We start from the raw sequence: 16132 nt of genomic DNA, 5'->3' as shown, positions 1-16132 counted from the left end.
CGGAGCATCCTGTCTGGAAGGTGTCATTGGCTGGGACCACGTCAAGGCCACAGTGATTCAGTTCAACGCCGGCTGCAGCCGATCGCGACGCGTGACCAGGCGCATGCCCTGTTCCAGCAGCAATGCCACGACGATCGCTGCGGCGGCAATGACGAACAGCAGTTCGTGGCGACCGCCGCTGGCATTGAACAAGGCTGAATAGGCAAACCCGGCAAGCGCCTGGAAGGTGGCAAAGGACACGGTAGCGCGACTCCAGGCGATTTGTTGCTGATGATGCTGCGGAATCAGTTCATGCACCCGGGCCAGCGCCAGCGGCACAATGCCGGGCGGGAACGAGCCAATGATCACCGCCAGCAGCGCCAGGGCGGTGAATGAGCTGGAGATGGACAGCAAGCCGACCGCGATGGCCTGTACCACCAGCACCAGGCGAATGCTCGGGCGTGCTCCCAGTTTGTCCGCGAGAAAGCCGTAGATCACCGGCCCGACAATCGCGCCGAGGCCGTACATCACCCAGATCAACGCGCCAACGTGCGGCCCGGCACCCAGGCCGCGAGCGACGTAATCGACCAGGAACACCATGGCCGGCACCAGCCCGGCTGCCATGAAGGCGTATTGGGCAAACAACAGATAGACCTGTGGGTCGGTGGGCGTTTTGCCTGTGTCGGCCGATGGCGTGAGCGTTGCGGCGTGCTGAGCAGATGGCCAGCCGAACCAGCTGGCGGCTGTCAGCAGCAGTGACAGCAGACCGAGGCCGAGCCAGGTGTTCTGCAAGCCAAGGCTCAGCAACGGCGGAACAATCGTTCCCGACCCGGCAATACCCAGGCCGATGCCCAGGAAGATCGCGCCGCTGGCCAGGCCACGACGTGAAGCGGGCACCTGCGGCAGTATTGCGCCGGCGACCAGCACCATGATCGCGCCACCGGCGACGCCCGACAACAGACGCCAGCCGAAGAACCAGCTCACCGACAATGGAAAGCCACAGGCGAAAAACGCCAGCGTGACGGCCAGCATCATCAGCCGCAGCGCCGTTTTGTTGGAAGTGCGACGGGCCAGCGGATGGCCGATCAAGGCACCGATCAGGTAGCCGACCAGATTGGCCGCGCCAAGGTAGACCACATCGCTCGCGGAAAACCACTGCGCCTGAATCAGCGAGGGGATCAACGGCGTGTAGGCGAACCGGGCCAGGCCAATGCTGACCAGGCTGGCACAGAGGCCGGCGAAAATAGGCAGCCAGACCGCGTTGCGGGGTGGAACGGTGGGAGTGAGCATGGGAGCCGTCCTGTGGATTTTTCTCTGGTGCCCAGCTTATCCAGTTTTATTGATGCAATAGTGCAGCGATTTTGCGCTATGGTGATGCGTAAATGCATCACTGGAGAAGCTTATGAATTGGGATGACGCGCGGGTCTTTCTCGCGGTTTGCCGGGAATCGACCCTGCGCGGCGCCGCGCGGGTGCTGGGGGTCGATCAGGCCACCGTCGGACGGCGGGTTTCGGCGCTGGAAAAGACCCTGGAGGCGACGCTGTTTCTGCGCACCTCCGAGGGGTACGCGTTGACCGCCGTCGGTGAGGCGGCATTGCTGGCCGTGGAGAAAATGGAGCATTCGGCGCTGGAGTTGCAGCGGCGTATTCAAGGCCTGGATGATCGCTTGACCGGCACCGTGCGCGTCACCACCACCGATTCCATGGCCATCGATTTCCTGATCCCGGCGATTGCCCGTTTGCACGAGCGGCACCCCGATGTGCGGGTGCAACTGGACGCGTCGACGCAATTGCTCAGCCTGTCGAAACGCGAGGCCGATATCGCCGTGCGCAACACCCGCCCGGACAACCCCGACCTGATCGCCCGGCGCATCGCCCGGTGGCCGGTCGGCTTGTTTGCCTCGCAGGATTATGTGAATGCCCACGGTGTACCGGCGCCGGGTTCGGCGTTCGAGGGGCATGATCTGGTGGTGTATCAGCCGTACCTGCAGGGCAACAAGGAGCTGACCCTGGTCTCGGAGCCAGTGGGGCGCGGGCGTATCGTGTCGAGCCTGAGTTCAGGCCTGCTGGTGCGCCGAGCCATTGCCGCCGGGATCGGGCTGGGGGAAATTCCGGTGTACATGGGCGAGAGGGACGGGCTGGTCAGGCTGTGGCCGGAGCGCACGCGACCGTTGCCCTATGACGTCTGGCTGGTGACCCACGCCGACCTGCGACACACCGCCAGGGTGCGCGCAGTGATCGATGAAATTGTCGAAGGGTTTGCCTGATCCCTCCTGTCTGTTGGAGCGAACAGTCTCGCTCCAACAGGGGGGGATCAAGGCATTTCCGGCAGCTCTTGTGGGCGCAGGTCGAATACCAGGACCTCGGCATCGACGCCATTGCTCAGGTTCAGCAACTGCTCGTTGCGAACCCGTACGCCGTCGCCTTCCTGCAACAGCAGGCCGTTGAGTTCGACGCTGCCACGGGCCACGTGCACGTAGGCATATCGGTCAGCGGCCAGCTCCAGGGTGGCGCTTTCCTTGCCGTCGAACAGGCCGGCGTAGACCCGGGCATCCTGGCGCACTTTCAGCGAGCCGTTTTTCCCTTCGGGGGAGATGATCAACTGCAGGCGTCCGCGTTTTTTCCCGGCGCTGAAGTGCTCTTGCTGGTAGCGCGGCTTGGCACCACTGACGTCCGGCACGATCCAGATTTGCAGGAAGTGCACGCCTTGGGTTGCCGAGTGGTTGAACTCGCTGTGGGCCACGCCGCTGCCGGCACTCATCAATTGCACATCGCCCGGGCGGATCACCGAACCGGTGCCCAGGGTGTCCTTGTGTTCCAGGGCGCCTTCGAGCACATAGGAGAAAATCTCCATGTCGCGGTGCGGGTGCTGGCCAAAGCCTTTGCCGGCTGCCACACGGTCATCGTTGATCACCAGCAGGTCGGAAAAACCCTGCTCCTTGGGATTGCGGTAGTTGGCGAAGGAGAAGGTGTGGAACGACTTCAACCAGCCATGATTGGCCATGCCACGATCAGAAGCTTTACGAAGGGTCAGCATGATGAATTCTCCTCTGGGGGACGTTGATTCGTCCGAGTGAGGAGAAGGTTAATGTTTATCCTTTGGTGCAATAAGTAGATGAAAATTGAAATACTGTCTCCTTTGGGTTGACAGTAACAGGTGGGCGACGCTGGTTACAGAGCTGGGCCATAATGTTCTGCATGTCCCAGACCCGCCATAAGGAAGCGGGTCCGGTGAATTGATCCTTTTTTTGAATTCAGTGATGTGTACCCATGAAAACTGTGGCAATGGTGCTGTTTCCCGACTTTCTCCTGCTCGATATGGCCGGGCCCATGGAGGTGTTTTCCGTCGCCAATCGCTACCTCAAGCCCGAGCACCATTACGTGTTGTCGACCATCGGCACGATGCCGGGCGCGCTGCGGGCGTCCAATGGCGTGAGCGTGCAGGCCGACCTGCACATCGATCAGGCCTGTGACGGTTACGACCTGTTGCTGGTGCCCGGCGGCCCCGGTGCCTACAACGAAAAACATCCGCCGTTGCTCGATTGGCTCAAGCACAACGTCAGTCGGTCCGAGGTCTATGGCTCGATTTGCACCGGGGCCTTTGTGCTGGGGCATGCCGGTCTGCTCGACGGTTATCGGGTCACCACCCACTGGCATTACACCGAACGGCTGATCAAGGGCTTCCCGAAGGCCACGGTGGAGACCGATCAGATTTACGTGCAGGACCGCAACCTCATCACCTCCGGCGGCGTCACGGCCGGCATCGACCTCGCACTCGCGGTGGTGGCCGAGGACCATGGCAAGAAAGTCGCCCAGGATGTGGCCAAGGTGTTGCTGGTGGTGATGAAGCGCCAGGGCGGACAGGCGCAGTTCAGTCCGTTGATGGCCACAGTCGCCCCCCATGAAACACCGGTGACCCGGGTGCAGAACTACATGCTCGAACACCTCGACGAAGCGTTCAGCATCGAGCGCCTGGCGGGCCTGGCCAACATGAGCCCGCGTCATTTCGCCAGGGTGTTTGCCCGGGAAGTGAACATGACCCCGATGGAGTTCCTGCAAAGTGCGCGCATCGACTGCGCAAGGAACCTGCTGGAAACCAGCGACCTGCCGCTCAAGACCGTGGCCTTCAAAAGCGGTTTCGGCAGTGTCCGGCACATGCGGTTTCTGTTCGGCGAAAAGCTTGGGCTGACGCCGGCCCAGTACCGCGAGCAGTTCAGCTAGTGCCGACATGTCCGTCTTGCGCACCGTGATGGCCGTGACGCTCCCCCTTTGGCAGTTGTTCCGTCACGGAGGACTGCCAAGATACCGGTGAACGTATTATGAGGAGGTGCGCAAGCCCTGCATGTCATTGAGCCATTGCGGGTTTGTCCACGTGAGCGCGCATGAACAGCGTCAGAGAGTTGAACACCGAGACCGCACTGCATTTCGGTCCCTACGCCTTTCATCTGCGGCAACGCTTGATCCTGGACGGTGATCGGCCACTGCGCATGGGCGGCCGGGCGCTGGACATTCTGCAGGTACTGATCGAGCGCGCAGGCACCGTGGTCAGCAAGGAAGAACTGATTGCGCGTGTCTGGCCGACGTCGGTGGTCGAAGACATCAACCTGCGCGTGCACATCGCCGCGCTGCGTCGCGCACTGGGTGACGGTGTGCAAGGGCAGCGTTACATCGTCAACGTTCCGCAGCGCGGTTACCGTTTCGTTGCACCGGTGGCCCACGCGCCGGTGAGTGGGCAGGTGTCGCTCGACAGCGCGCAAAGGGTTCAGCACAACCTGCCGGCACGGTTGACACCGGTGACCGGTCGCGACTCGTTGGTGGGCAGCCTGGTGCGGCAATTGCCCGTTTGCCGGCTCATGACGCTGGTCGGTCCTGGCGGCATCGGTAAAACCACTGTCGCGCTGCGTGTGGCCGAGCTGCTCTTGCAACATTATCGGGACGGTGTCTGGCTGGTGGATCTGACGACCATCGATGACCCCGCGCAGGTGGAGGACCACTTGAGTCGCGTCCTCCAACTGCAGGTCGGGACTTCGCTGGAGGTCCTGTCGGACTGGCATGCGTTACTGGTGCTGGACAACTGCGAGCACCTGCACGAACGCTGCCGCACGTTGGTTGAAGCCTTGTTGCAAAAGGCGCCGCGACTGTCGGTGCTGGTGACCAGTCGTGAACCGCTGCAGGTGAACGGAGAAACCGTCCAGTCGCTACCGCCACTGACAGTGCCGCCCAGGTCGGCGCTGCTCAGGGTGGACGAGGCCATGGGGTATTCGGCGGTGCAACTGTTCGTCAGCCGCGCCCGCGCCCGCCAGCAGGGGTTCACCCTGCGCGAACAGGACCTCCCGGTGGTACGCGATATCTGCCACCGCCTCGATGGCTTGCCGTTGGCCATTGAACTGGCGGCCGCGCAAATCGATGCGCTGGCACTGGTCGGTGTGCAAGCCCAGCTGGATAACTGTTTTCAGTTGCTGTCGCTGGGGCGGCGTACGGCGGTGCCGCGCCATCAAACCCTCAAGGCCGCGCTGGACTGGAGCTATCACTTGCTCAGCCCCCTGGAGCAGAGCGTGCTGCAGCGTCTGGCGGTGTTCAAAAAGGCCTTTACCCTGGAGGCGGCTACTGGCGTCCACGGGGGGACGATACGGCCGGCTCGCCTGGCGCAGGGGCTGCAGAGCCTGGTGCGCAAATCCCTGTTGTCAGAGGAGCAGGGCAGTGGTGCAACCCACTATCGTCTACTCAACACCACGCGCAGCTATGCCCTGGAGAAGCTCGAAGGCAGCGGTGAACTGCGCGCAGTCGAAACAAGCTACGCGCGCTACATCAGCCAGGCCCGCCGAGGCTCAGGCGAGCGCGTGGGGCTGCAACTCGTCGAGTAGCTGGCGGGCCTTTGTCAGGTCCGGGGTGGCATGCCCTTCGGTGAACCGATCGCAGATCGGCGCCAGCAAAGTGTGGGCCTGGCGATGCCGGCCCTGACGCTGCCACAACTGCGCCAGCGAGGTTGCACTGCGCAACTCCCAGGCCAGGGCCCCCTGGTGTTTTGCCACATTCAACGCGCGGATCAGCAGGCTCTCTGCCGCTGCACGATTGAGCAGGTCATCCTCGGCCAGCAGCGCACTGGCCCTGGCCCGCAGGATCTCTGCGGTGTTCCAGCCCGCGATGCCGGTTTCCGCCCGCAGCACCAGTTCGTCATCGACGAAACGGTTGTCCAGGGTGATCAGCAGGTCCTTGATCAACCCCAGGCCTGGCTTGAACGGCAGGTGGGCTTGTTCGTGGTCGATCACTTGCGCGTAATGCCGGGCCCAGGTGTGGAACAGTTGCACCGAGTGTTTCTGCGCTTGCTCCAGCAACAGGCGCAAGAGTTCACGCGCCGTGCGGCTGTCGCCGTTGTAGTGCGCGATCAGGCAACCGGCCAGGGCCAGGGTGTAGCAGATGGAGGTGCCGTGGTTGATCTGCAGCGCAATGTCCAGTGCTTGCCGGGCGGTGCGCCAGGCCTGCTCCGGCTGCCCCTGCAGCCAGAGGATGCGCGCCAGAATGGTCAGTGACGCGACGCTCTGGTCGTACTGCACGCCAAACCCGTGGGTGAAGCGGTTGAGGTGGCCGCTCTGGGTCATGCGCTGCAACACTTGCTCGGCGTTCAATCGCGCCTGTGCCTGGTCGCCGGCGAAGTGCAGCGCAAGCACCCGCAAACGCTGGGTGCTGAGGGACAGGGTGGCATCACCGTGCAGGCCCAGTCGGTCGAATTGCTGGCTCTGCTCCAGCGCCATCTGATAGTCGGCGCAACAGAGGTTGACCGCCATGTGTCCGGAGACTGCGCGCAGCTGGCCGGCGATGTCGTTGCACTGCCTGGCCAGGGTGCGGGCGCTGACGAACGCTTCGATGGTCTCCGCTGTGCCGCCCTGGGTGTGATAGCAGGAACTGCCCAGCGCCAGTTTGAGGGCGATCTGCACCTTGGGGCAGGGTTCGGAAGCGGCCTCCAGCAGGGTCAGCGCTTTGCGCACATACAGGCCATGCTCCTTGAGCAACGACAATTCCTGCCACAACGGTGTGGACGTCGCGGTCAGGCGGATCGCCAGGACTTGCGGGCCCTGGCGGGTCAATCCCCAGTCGAGGGCCGAACGAATGTCTTCCAGGCTGCGCGCATAACGCTCGAGCCACATACCCGTCGAGATCTGCTCCCAATCATCCCGGGCCTGTTCCATCAAGGCCAGGCAGCGTTCGGCGTGGCGTTCGCGGGTGCCCGGCAGGTCGGAGGCCAGGCCGAGTTTTTCCAGGGCGTAGCTGCGTGTGGTGTCGAGCAGGCGGTAGAACACTTCCTCGTCGCCGACTTCGACGTTCAGCAGCGACTTGGCCACCAGTTGCGTGATCGAACCGAATACCGCCCGCGAGTCGATGTGCTCGCCGCCAATCACCGCCGCCGCCGATTCCAGGGTGAAGCTGCCCCGGAACATCCCCAGGCGACGCAGGCAGGTCCGCTCGCAGTCACTGAGCAGTTCGTAGCTCCAGTCCAGCGTGGCGCGCAGGGTCTGATGGCGCCCCAGCGTGGCCGGACAACCCTGGGTGAGCAGGCGGAAACTGCCTTGCAGTTGTTTGAGCAAACCGTTCAATCCGAGGCTGCCGACCTGTGCCGCCGCCAGCTCGATGGCCAGTGGGATACCGTCCAGGCGCTGGCAGATTTCAATGGCCAGCGGCAGTTCGTCATCGGTCAGCTCAAAACTGTCGTGGCTGGCCATGGCCCGTTCGACGAACAATTGCAGGGCCGAAAACGTCAGGGCCTGTGCGCGGTCGAGTACGGCGATGGGCGGCGGGCAGTCCAGCGACTCCAGGCGCTGGACGAATTCCCCTTCGGCCCGCAGGCTTTCGCGGCTGGTGGCCAGCACGTGCACCTGGGGTGCGGCGCGCAGGAGGCTTTCGCTGAGCAGGGCGATGGCGTCGATCAGGTGCTCGCAATTGTCGATCACCAGCAACATCTGGCGGTCCCGCAGGAACGTCGCGAGGCCGCGAATGGGGTCGTCATCGTGCAGGGACAGCTCGAGCAGGCTGGCCAGGTGCGCGGCGATCATCGACGGTTTGTTGATGGGCGCCAGGTCGAGCAGAAGAATGCCGTCGCGGTAGCGCCCGATCAGTTGCTCGGCGACCCGCAGGGCCACAGTGGTCTTGCCGATCCCCCCGGGGCCGACCAGGGTGATGAAGCGCTGGCGCGGCAGTTGCGTCACCAGGTTATCGACCAGGGACTGGCGGCCGATCATGCGGGTTCGGCGCAGCGGCAGGTTGTGGCCGCCAGGCGTCGGGGCCGGATGCGTCGCCGGTTGCTCCAGGTGCTCCAGCGAATAGGGCGCGACGAAGCTGTAGCCGCGTTGGGCCACGGTGACGATGTAACGCTGCCCGGCCTGACCATCGCCCAGCGCCTTGCGCAAGGCGGCCATGTGCACCCGCAGGTTGATGTCTTCGACGACACTGTTGGGCCAGACCCCGGCGATCAGCGTTTGCTTGCTCACCACGTTCCCGGCGTGTTCGAGCAGGATCAACAGAATGTCCATGGCTCGTCGACCCAGGCGCACGGGTTGATCGGCTTCCATGACCAGACGTTGGTCGGGATAGATCCGATAGGGACCGAAATGGATCGCCTGGGCGGGGGTTAGGGTCAACGGGTCACTCCTGCTTGCAACCTTATGGTTCGCGGTTTCCGAGCATTTTCGTCGGGATTATCCCCTGGCGCAATCCACAGACGAGCCCCCCGACGGTGTCCGTCGTCATCACCGGTTTATCTGCCCTGTGCATCCACTGCGTGTTTACGGGCTGCGACGGGGAATAAAGGTGTCGTCATGGCTTTTGGTGCGCGAGGGATAATTAACAACATTTAACTCGTCCTGCGTCTGGTCTACGCCCAAAACTCTGCTTCTTCAACTTCCACCGGTCAGTGTGGGAGCGAGCCTGCTCGCGAGAGCGGCGGCACATCCAACTCAGTGGATGACTGGCGCAACGCTTCGGCCGGCAAGTCGGTCTCGCTCCCAAAAAGGACAATGGAATGAGCAACGTGGTGGTGGTGTATCACAGTGGCTACGGACACACCCGAGTCATCGCCGAAGCGGTGGCCCAGGGGGTGGAACGCCACCAGGGCAGCACCTGCCTGTTGATTTCCGTCGAGGACGTCGATCAGCAGTGGGACCGTCTGCACCACGCCGACGCGATCATTTTCGGCGCACCGACCTACATGGGCAGCGCTTCGGCGCACTTCAAGGCGTTCATGGAGTCCACCGCAGCGTTCTATCTGGCCCAGCCCTGGCGCGACAAGCTCGCCGCAGGCTTCACCAATTCCGGTTGTCTGTGCGGCGACAAGCTCAACACCTTGCTGCAGATGGCGGTGTTTGCCGCACAGCACTCGATGATCTGGGTCGGGCTCGATGTATTGCCGGCACGCTCCAGCAGCGGTCTGTTCGACGGGCAGTTGAATCGCCTCGGCAGCTCCCTCGGTGCCATGGCTCAGTCGAATGTCGAGCAATCCCCCGAAGACGCACCGCCGCTGGAAGACCGCTGCACCGCGGCGTGCCTGGGCGAACGGGTGGCGCGACTCGCCCACCGCATGGGCGCTGCGCCGGCCTGATCGGATGTCGCCTCAATGAATTCGAGGTTCGGGGCGTCCCCTCAAGTGGGAGCGCCGCACGCTTACTGCGCGTGAAACGGGACGGTGGGGAGGGCGTGATGGGGCAGGGCGCGCACCGTGCGGCAGCGCCAGGCAAACGGGTTGATGCCTTCGCTGCGGGTGAAGATGTGGCAGAAATGCGCCTGGTCGCAAAAACCGCATTCGAGGCTGATCTGCGTCAGGCTGCGGTCGGTGTTGCGGATCAGCTGCTTGGCCCGGTCGATGCGCTGCTGACGGATCCATTCCTGTGGCGAGAGACCGGTACTGGATTTGAACGCGCGGGAAAAGTGGCTGCGTGACAAGGCACACGCCCGCGCCAGGTCACTGACTTCGATGGTTTCGCCCAGGCGCTCGAGGATCAGTTGCTTGGCCAGGCTTTCACGCCACGGTGTCAAACCCCCGGTGGTTTTCTTCGGCGTTTCGGTGACGGCCAGACAGGCGGTGTTCTGCTGAGAATGGGCCATAACTAATGTCCGTGTCGGTGAGCTTCATTCTTGGACGCGGGGCTCTGGCAGGCGAGTTAAACGTTGTTAATTGTGTCGGTGCGCAGACAGATCGACTCAGCACATGGCTGCAATTTCCGCGGGCGGGAGGTGTGCACAATCGAGGTACCTGGCGGCGCCGAGAGTGGCCGCTTTTTCCGATCGTTCGAGGTAGCGACATGAAACATTCTTTGATTCGCGCGTCAGGCCTGGCAGTGGCGCTGATGTCGGGTGTGGCCATGGCTCAGGCGCCGGCGCAGGTCGGTACCCAAGCGCCGGGGTACTTCCGCCTGGCGGTGGGCGATTATGAAGTCACGGCGTTGTTCGACGGGTACAACGACCTGTCGCCCAAGCTGCTCAAAGGCCTCACGCAAAGCCAGATTCGTGCGCTGCTGGCCCGCCGCTCGATTGAAACGCCGGGCGTGCAGACCGCGTTCAACGCGTTCCTGGTCAACACCGGCAAGCAGCTGATCCTGGTCGACACCGGCGCCGGCCAGTGCATCGGCGCCACGGCGGGCATGCTGTCGGACAACATGAAAGCCGCCGGGTATCAGCCGGATCAGGTCGACACGATTCTGTTGACCCACCTGCACCTGGACCACGTGTGCGGACTGGTCGACGGTCAGAAGCAACCGGTCTTTGCCAACGCCACGGTCTACGCGGCGAAGGCGGAAGCCGATTACTGGCTCGATCCCCAGGCGCTCGCCAAGGCCCCTGAGGGGGCTAAACCGTATTTCCGGATCGCTCAGGATTCCACGGCGCCCTATGTGGCTGCGGGACGCTTCAAAACGTTCGACAGTGGCCAGTCGCCTGTCGCCGGTGTCGAGGCGACGCTGGAATCCGGGCACACGCCGGGCAGCACCACCTACCGTTTCACCTCGCAAGGACAGAGCATCCTGTTCATGGGCGATCTGGTGCACAACCTGGCGGTGCAGTTCCTGCACCCGGAAGTGTCGATCGGCTTCGACGTCAATGGCCAGCAGGCGATCAACAGCCGCGCCAAGGTATTCAGCGCTGCGGCGGCCAGCAAGACCTGGGTCACTGCCGCGCATCTGCCGTTTCCGGGCATCGGCCATATCGCGGCAGAGGGCAAGCACTTCCAATGGGTGCCGGTCGAGTACGGTCCCTACAAACGTGCAGCCAACGTGCCGTTGATCGAGTAAAGTCCGACGCATTGAAAAGGGAGCCGTGCCAATGAACCGTAACGATCTGCGCCGCGTCGACATGAACCTGCTGGTGATTTTCGAGGCCTTGATGTTCGAGAAGAACCTGACCCGGGTCGCCGAAAAACTGTTCATGGGGCAACCGGCGGTCAGCGCGGCGCTCGGTCGTTTGCGTGACCTGTTCGACGACCCGTTGTTGTTGCGCAACGGTCGCGGCATGGAGCCGACGGCGCGGGCGCTGGCGATTCTCAAGGAACTGCAGCCGGCGATGGACGTGATCTCCGGCGCGGTCAGCCGGGCCAAGGAGTTCGATCCGACGACCAGTTGCGATGTGTTTCGTATTGGCTTGTCGGACGATGCCGAGTTCGGCCTGTTCCCGCCATTGCTGCGGCAATTGCAGGAAGAGGCGCCGGGGATCATCGTGGTGGTGCGTCGTGCCAACTACCTGCTGATGCCGACGCTGCTGGCCTCCGGTGAAATTTCCGTGGGGGTGAGCTACACCACGGATCTGCCGGCAAATGCCAAATGCAAGAAGCTGCGCGACATCCCCTGCAAGGTGCTGCGCGGGGACAAACGGCCGGGGCCGTTGACCCTCGATGAGTACTGCGAGCGACCGCATGCCATGGTCTCGTTTTCCGGCGACCTGAGTGGCAACATCGACCTGGACCTGGCGAAGATCGGCCGCAGTCGCCGGGTGGTGCTGGGCGTGCCGCAGTTCAGCGGGTTGCGCGCGCTGCTCGCCGGCACCGAGATGATCGCCACGGTGCCCGATTATGCGGCGTGTGCGCTGGTCGAGGGGTGTGCGTTGCGGGCTGAGGATCCCCCGTTTCCGATTGCGGCGGCGCAGTTGTCGATGGCCTGGAGCGGAGTGCACGACAACGACCCCGCCGAGCGCTGGCTGCGCTCGCGGATCGCCGAGTTCATGTCGAGGCCTTTGCCATTGGCGGGCTGAACGCCACTCCCACAGACCAATCGGGCTTCTGGACTGCCCCCAAGGGTTGGACGGGTGTCCAACTTCTTGGCGCAGTCCACCCTGTGGGAGCGAGCCTGCTCGCGATGACTGCAGAACCACCGCGGGGTGTCAGGCAGCCGCGTCATTGACGGCCACCCTCGCGAGCAGGTTCGCGCCCTCAGGGGCTTCATCTCTCTCTGCAGATCCGGGTGCATCCACAAAGAGAGCACGTACATCCAATTTTCCCCATCCCCTTACCCGCATTATCGAATGACGTTGCGGCGCATTGACGTCGGTGTTTTTTCATTCGGGCGGGTACCCCATGAACGTTTCGCGACAGGATGAACGGGCCCAGGCCATCGGGCTGTTTTTTTTGCGTGTCAGCGCCAGTCTGTTCCTGCTGTGGGTGCACGGCCTGCCCAAGCTTTTGAACTACAGTTCTCAGTTGCAGGTGATCGAAGACCCTTTCCACCTCGGTGCCCACGTCACCCTGATGCTGGCGATCTTCGCCGAGGTGCTGTGCCCGTTGCTGATTATCGCCGGGGTGTTGGTGCGTCTGGCGTGCCTGCCGATCCTGTGTGTCCTGTTGATCGCGTTGCGGGTGGTGCATCCGCAGTGGAGCCTTGAGGAAGGGCAGTTCGGCTGGCTGCTGTTGCTGCTGTTCAGCAGCGTTCTTATCGCCGGGCCGGGACGGCTCGCGCTCAATGTCCGATTCACCGGAGCTTTACGTTATGCCTGAATCCAACCGTTTCGAGGAAGTCGTGACCCTGGTCATCAAACACCGGGTCAAGGCCGGTTTCGAGGGGCCTTACGAAGCCTGGTTACGCAACATCGTCAGCATCGCCGGGCAGCAGGAAGGGCACCTGGGGGTGGATGTGATTCGTGGCAAGAACGCCGGCCTCGACCTGTACACCTGCGTGCTGCGCTTTTGCAGCACCGAAGCGATGCAGCGCTGGCTCGATTCGCCCCAGCGCCTGCAACTGGTGAACGAAGCCACGCCGATGCTCGCCGATGGCGACCAGACCGAGGTCAACCCGGTCAATGAGTTCTGGTTCGCCCCGACCGCCGACGCCGCTGCCGCACCGCCACCGCGCTGGAAGCAGGCCGTGGTCACGCTGCTGGTGATTCTGCCGCACACCTTGCTGGTGCCGCTGATCTGGGGCCCGCTGCTGCAACTCAATGCCTGGTTGTCCAATTACGTGGTCGCCACGTTCCTCATCACCCTCACCATCGTGGTGTCGGTCTGCTACCTGTTCATGCCTCTGGCGACGCGTCTGTTCGCCCCCTGGTTGTCCTCTTCCCATCAACCCAAGGAAACGCGATGAACGCCGATCTGATTCTGTTCAATGGTCAATTTCATACGGTTGACCGTGAAAACCCACACGCCACCGCCGTGGCCATCAGCGACGGTCGCTTCGTCGTGGTGGGCACCGATGCCCAGGCCATGGCCCTGCGCGGTTCCGCCACCCAGGTCATCGACCTCAAGGGCCGCTGCGTGATTCCCGGCCTCAACGACTCGCACCTGCACCTGATCCGCGGTGGCCTGAACTACAACCTCGAACTGCGCTGGGAAGGTGTGCCGTCGCTGGCCGACGCGTTGCGCATGCTCAAGGAGCAGGCCGACCGTACGCCAACGCCGCAATGGGTCCGCGTGGTCGGTGGCTGGAACGAATTCCAGTTCGCCGAAAAACGCATGCCGACCCTGGCGGAACTCAACCAGGCCGCGCCGGATACGCCGGTGTTCGTGCTGCACCTGTATGACCGCGCCTTGCTCAACCGCGCCGCACTGCGGGTGGCGGGCTACACCCGTGACACGCCGAACCCGCCCGGTGGCGAGATCGTGCGCGATGCCAATGGCGAGCCGACCGGCATGCTGGTCGCGCGGCCGAACGCGATGATCCTGTACTCGACCCTGGCCAAGGGGCCGAAGTTGCCGCTGGAGTATCAGGTCAACTCGACCCGCCAGTTCATGCGCGAACTCAATCGCCTGGGCTTGACCAGTGCCATCGACGCCGGCGGCGGCTTCCAGAATTACCCGGATGATTATCAGGTGATCGAGCAGTTGGCCAAGGATCAGCAACTGACCGTGCGCATCGCCTACAACCTGTTCACCCAGAAGCCCAAGGAAGAGCTGACCGACTTCAAGAACTGGACCAGCAGCGTGACCCTGCATCAGGGCGACGACTTCCTGCGCCACAACGGCGCCGGGGAAATGCTGGTGTTCTCGGCGGCGGATTTCGAGGACTTCCTCGAGCCGCGTCCGGACCTGCCGCAAACCATGGAAGACGAGCTGGAACCGGTGGTTCGCCACCTGGTGGAACAGCGCTGGCCGTTCCGCCTGCACGCCACGTACAACGAATCGATCAGCCGCATGCTCGACGTGTTCGAGAAGGTCAACCGCGACATTCCCTTCAACGGCCTGCCCTGGTTTTTCGACCACGCCGAAACCATTACGCCGCAGAACATCGAGCGAGTGAGGGCGCTGGGCGGTGGTATCGCGATCCAGGACCGGATGGCGTTCCAGGGCGAGTATTTCGTCGAGCGTTATGGCGCCAAGGCCGCCGAAGCCACGCCACCGATCAAACGCATGCTGGCCGAGGGCGTCCCGGTCGGGGCCGGCACCGATGCCACCCGTGTCTCGAGCTACAACCCCTGGACCTCGCTGTACTGGATGGTCAGTGGCCGCACCGTCGGTGGCCTGGAGCTGCACGCCGAAGGCTTGTCGCGCCAGACCGCACTGGAGCTGTTCACCCACGGCAGCGCCTGGTTTTCTTCCGAGCAGGGCAAGAAGGGCATGATCAAGGTCGGCCAACTGGCGGACGTCGCGGCTCTGAGCGCGGACTTCTTCAGCGTCGACGAGGAAGCGATCAAGTGGATCGAGTCGGTGTTGACCGTGGTCGGCGGCAAAGTGGTGTACGCCGCCGGCGATTTCGAAAAACTCGGCCCGGCCAGCGTGCCGGTGCTGCCGGACTGGTCGCCGGTGGCCAAGGTGCCGGGTCACTGGCGCCAGGCCTCGCCGATGCAGGCCCAGGTTCACCATTGCAGCGGGCCGTGTGGCGTGCATGCCCACAGCCATGACCGGGCGCGGATGTCGAGTGTGCCGGTCAGCGATTTCGCCGGTTTCTGGGGCGCCTTCGGCTGCTCGTGCTTCGCATTCTAAGTGAAAGAAATAGCGTCAGCCTTGCGTGCCGGCGCTCCTGTAACACCCATCCATCGAGGAGCTTCACATGAGCAACGTACCGTACAAACGCCTGAACAAAGACGACGCCGTTGTCCTGCTGGTCGACCACCAGACCGGCCTGATCTCGCTGGTGCAGGATTTCTCGCCGAACGAGTTCAAGAACAACGTCCTCGCCCTGGCCGACTGCGCCAAGTTCTTCAACCTGCCGACCATCCTGACCACCAGCTTCGAATCCGGCCCGAACGGCCCGCTGGTGCCAGAGCTGAAAGAAATGTTCCCGGATGCGCCGTACATCGCTCGTCCAGGCCAGATCAATGCCTGGGACAACGAAGACTTCGTCAAGGCGATCAAGGCTACCGGTCGCAAGCAACTGATCATTGCTGGCGTCGTGACTGATGTCTGCGTGGCTTTCCCGACCCTTTGCGCTCTGGAAGAAGGCTTCGACGTTTTCGTCGTGACCGACGCTTCCGGTACTTTCAACGACGTCGTCCAGCAAGCTGCATGGGCCCGTATGACCGCCGCCGGCGCACAACTGATGAACTGGTTCTCCGTAGCCTGCGAACTGCAGCGTGACTGGCGCAACGACATGGAAGGCTTGGCCAACCTGTTGTCCCAGCGCATCCCGAACTACCGCAACCTGATGAACAGCTACTCGGCATTCACCGCCAAATAAGCTGAACTTGTAGGAGCGAGCTTGCTCGCGATGACGGTAGGACATCCAACGACAACGTTGGCTGAACCATCGCAA

14 protein-coding genes are annotated in these 16132 nt (G+C 63.0%); 10 read left to right on the top strand and 4 right to left on the bottom strand.

From position 1 onward, the window contains the following. Positions 1–57: 57 nt before the first annotated feature. Positions 58–1269: a YbfB/YjiJ family MFS transporter gene (locus ACM6IM_RS10430; RefSeq protein WP_414865079.1), complete on the bottom strand. Its 1212-nt coding sequence runs from the start codon at positions 1267–1269 to the stop codon at positions 58–60. A 112-nt stretch (positions 1270–1381) separates the two neighbouring features. Between ACM6IM_RS10430 and ACM6IM_RS10425 the strand changes: the two genes are divergently transcribed. Continuing rightward, entirely contained in the window at positions 1382–2245 is an 864-nt protein-coding gene (locus tag ACM6IM_RS10425; RefSeq protein WP_192301638.1) for a LysR family transcriptional regulator, read from the top strand. A gap of 47 nt (positions 2246–2292) precedes the next feature. Here ACM6IM_RS10425 and ACM6IM_RS10420 read toward each other — a convergent pair whose 3' ends face one another. Continuing rightward, on the bottom strand, positions 2293–3015 hold the full coding sequence (locus ACM6IM_RS10420) for a pirin family protein (RefSeq protein WP_414865078.1): 723 nt from the start codon (positions 3013–3015) through the stop codon (positions 2293–2295). 233 nt (positions 3016–3248) lie between these two features. On the opposite strand from ACM6IM_RS10420, the gene ACM6IM_RS10415 reads away from it, so the two are divergent. Continuing rightward, positions 3249–4199 (top strand): GlxA family transcriptional regulator, encoded by a 951-nt coding sequence (locus tag ACM6IM_RS10415; protein WP_414865077.1) that lies wholly within the window; start codon positions 3249–3251, stop codon positions 4197–4199. Between the two features lie 161 nt (positions 4200–4360). Further along, on the top strand, positions 4361–5842 hold the full coding sequence (locus ACM6IM_RS10410; RefSeq protein WP_414865076.1) for an ATP-binding protein: 1482 nt from the start codon (positions 4361–4363) through the stop codon (positions 5840–5842). Here the strand turns inward: ACM6IM_RS10410 and ACM6IM_RS10405 are convergent. After that, positions 5807–8611 (bottom strand): ATP-binding protein, encoded by a 2805-nt coding sequence (locus ACM6IM_RS10405; protein ID WP_414865075.1) that lies wholly within the window; start codon positions 8609–8611, stop codon positions 5807–5809. The two genes, ACM6IM_RS10410 and ACM6IM_RS10405, sit on opposite strands and share 36 nt — an antisense overlap. 380 nt (positions 8612–8991) lie before the next feature. On the opposite strand from ACM6IM_RS10405, the gene ACM6IM_RS10400 reads away from it, so the two are divergent. Beyond that, a complete protein-coding gene (locus tag ACM6IM_RS10400; RefSeq protein ID WP_414865074.1) occupies positions 8992–9567 on the top strand; it encodes a flavodoxin family protein in 576 nt (191 codons plus the stop codon). A 62-nt stretch (positions 9568–9629) separates the two neighbouring features. On the opposite strand, the gene ACM6IM_RS10395 is transcribed toward ACM6IM_RS10400, so the two are convergent. Beyond that, entirely contained in the window at positions 9630–10070 is a 441-nt protein-coding gene (locus tag ACM6IM_RS10395) for a helix-turn-helix domain-containing protein (RefSeq protein WP_414865073.1), read from the bottom strand. Positions 10071–10267: 197 nt separating this feature from the next. Between ACM6IM_RS10395 and ACM6IM_RS10390 the strand changes: the two genes are divergently transcribed. The 6 genes from ACM6IM_RS10390 to ycaC all read left to right on the top strand — a co-directional run bounded on the left by ACM6IM_RS10390 (position 10268) and on the right by ycaC (position 16057). Next, positions 10268–11251 (top strand): MBL fold metallo-hydrolase, encoded by a 984-nt coding sequence (locus tag ACM6IM_RS10390; RefSeq protein ID WP_414865072.1) that lies wholly within the window; start codon positions 10268–10270, stop codon positions 11249–11251. Positions 11252–11282: 31 nt separating this feature from the next. Further along, positions 11283–12203, top strand: coding sequence for a LysR family transcriptional regulator (locus ACM6IM_RS10385; protein ID WP_192301630.1), 921 nt, complete (start codon positions 11283–11285; stop codon positions 12201–12203). A gap of 322 nt (positions 12204–12525) precedes the next feature. Then, a complete protein-coding gene (locus ACM6IM_RS10380) occupies positions 12526–12942 on the top strand; it encodes a DoxX family protein (protein WP_192301629.1) in 417 nt (138 codons plus the stop codon). Continuing rightward, positions 12935–13528 (top strand): antibiotic biosynthesis monooxygenase, encoded by a 594-nt coding sequence (locus ACM6IM_RS10375; protein ID WP_414865071.1) that lies wholly within the window; start codon positions 12935–12937, stop codon positions 13526–13528. The genes ACM6IM_RS10380 and ACM6IM_RS10375 overlap by 8 nt, the downstream gene beginning before the upstream one ends. Then, positions 13525–15363: an amidohydrolase gene (locus ACM6IM_RS10370; RefSeq protein ID WP_414865070.1), complete on the top strand. Its 1839-nt coding sequence runs from the start codon at positions 13525–13527 to the stop codon at positions 15361–15363. Before ACM6IM_RS10375 ends, ACM6IM_RS10370 begins: the two co-directional genes overlap by 4 nt. 67 nt (positions 15364–15430) lie before the next feature. Continuing rightward, positions 15431–16057 carry an isochorismate family cysteine hydrolase YcaC gene (gene ycaC, locus ACM6IM_RS10365; protein WP_192301626.1) on the top strand — a complete coding sequence of 209 codons (627 nt, stop codon included), beginning with the start codon at positions 15431–15433 and terminating at the stop codon, positions 16055–16057. Positions 16058–16132: the final 75 nt, after the last annotated feature.

It is taken from the genome of Pseudomonas sp. IT-P12, assembly GCF_949767465.1.
Taxonomy (GTDB): Bacteria; Pseudomonadota; Gammaproteobacteria; order Pseudomonadales; family Pseudomonadaceae; genus Aquipseudomonas.
Note: the sequence above shows the minus strand (reverse complement) of the source record. Positions and strands in the feature narration are given on the sequence as shown.

Bases quoted from the DNA above. Each gene is read 5' to 3' on its own strand.
- ACM6IM_RS10430 (WP_414865079.1), bottom strand. From the start codon at position 1,269: ATGCTCACTCCCACCGTTCCACCCCGCAACGCGGTCTGGCTGCCTATT.
- ACM6IM_RS10425 (WP_192301638.1), top strand. From the start codon at position 1,382: ATGAATTGGGATGACGCGCGGGTCTTTCTCGCGGTTTGCCGGGAATCG.
- ACM6IM_RS10420 (WP_414865078.1), bottom strand. From the start codon at position 3,015: ATGCTGACCCTTCGTAAAGCTTCTGATCGTGGCATGGCCAATCATGGC.
- ACM6IM_RS10415 (WP_414865077.1), top strand. From the start codon at position 3,249: ATGAAAACTGTGGCAATGGTGCTGTTTCCCGACTTTCTCCTGCTCGAT.
- ACM6IM_RS10410 (WP_414865076.1), top strand. From the start codon at position 4,361: ATGAACAGCGTCAGAGAGTTGAACACCGAGACCGCACTGCATTTCGGT.
- ACM6IM_RS10400 (WP_414865074.1), top strand. From the start codon at position 8,992: ATGAGCAACGTGGTGGTGGTGTATCACAGTGGCTACGGACACACCCGA.
- ACM6IM_RS10395 (WP_414865073.1), bottom strand. From the start codon at position 10,070: ATGGCCCATTCTCAGCAGAACACCGCCTGTCTGGCCGTCACCGAAACG.
- ACM6IM_RS10390 (WP_414865072.1), top strand. From the start codon at position 10,268: ATGAAACATTCTTTGATTCGCGCGTCAGGCCTGGCAGTGGCGCTGATG.
- ACM6IM_RS10385 (WP_192301630.1), top strand. From the start codon at position 11,283: ATGAACCGTAACGATCTGCGCCGCGTCGACATGAACCTGCTGGTGATT.
- ACM6IM_RS10380 (WP_192301629.1), top strand. From the start codon at position 12,526: ATGAACGTTTCGCGACAGGATGAACGGGCCCAGGCCATCGGGCTGTTT.
- ACM6IM_RS10375 (WP_414865071.1), top strand. From the start codon at position 12,935: ATGCCTGAATCCAACCGTTTCGAGGAAGTCGTGACCCTGGTCATCAAA.
- ACM6IM_RS10370 (WP_414865070.1), top strand. From the start codon at position 13,525: ATGAACGCCGATCTGATTCTGTTCAATGGTCAATTTCATACGGTTGAC.
- ycaC (WP_192301626.1), top strand. From the start codon at position 15,431: ATGAGCAACGTACCGTACAAACGCCTGAACAAAGACGACGCCGTTGTC.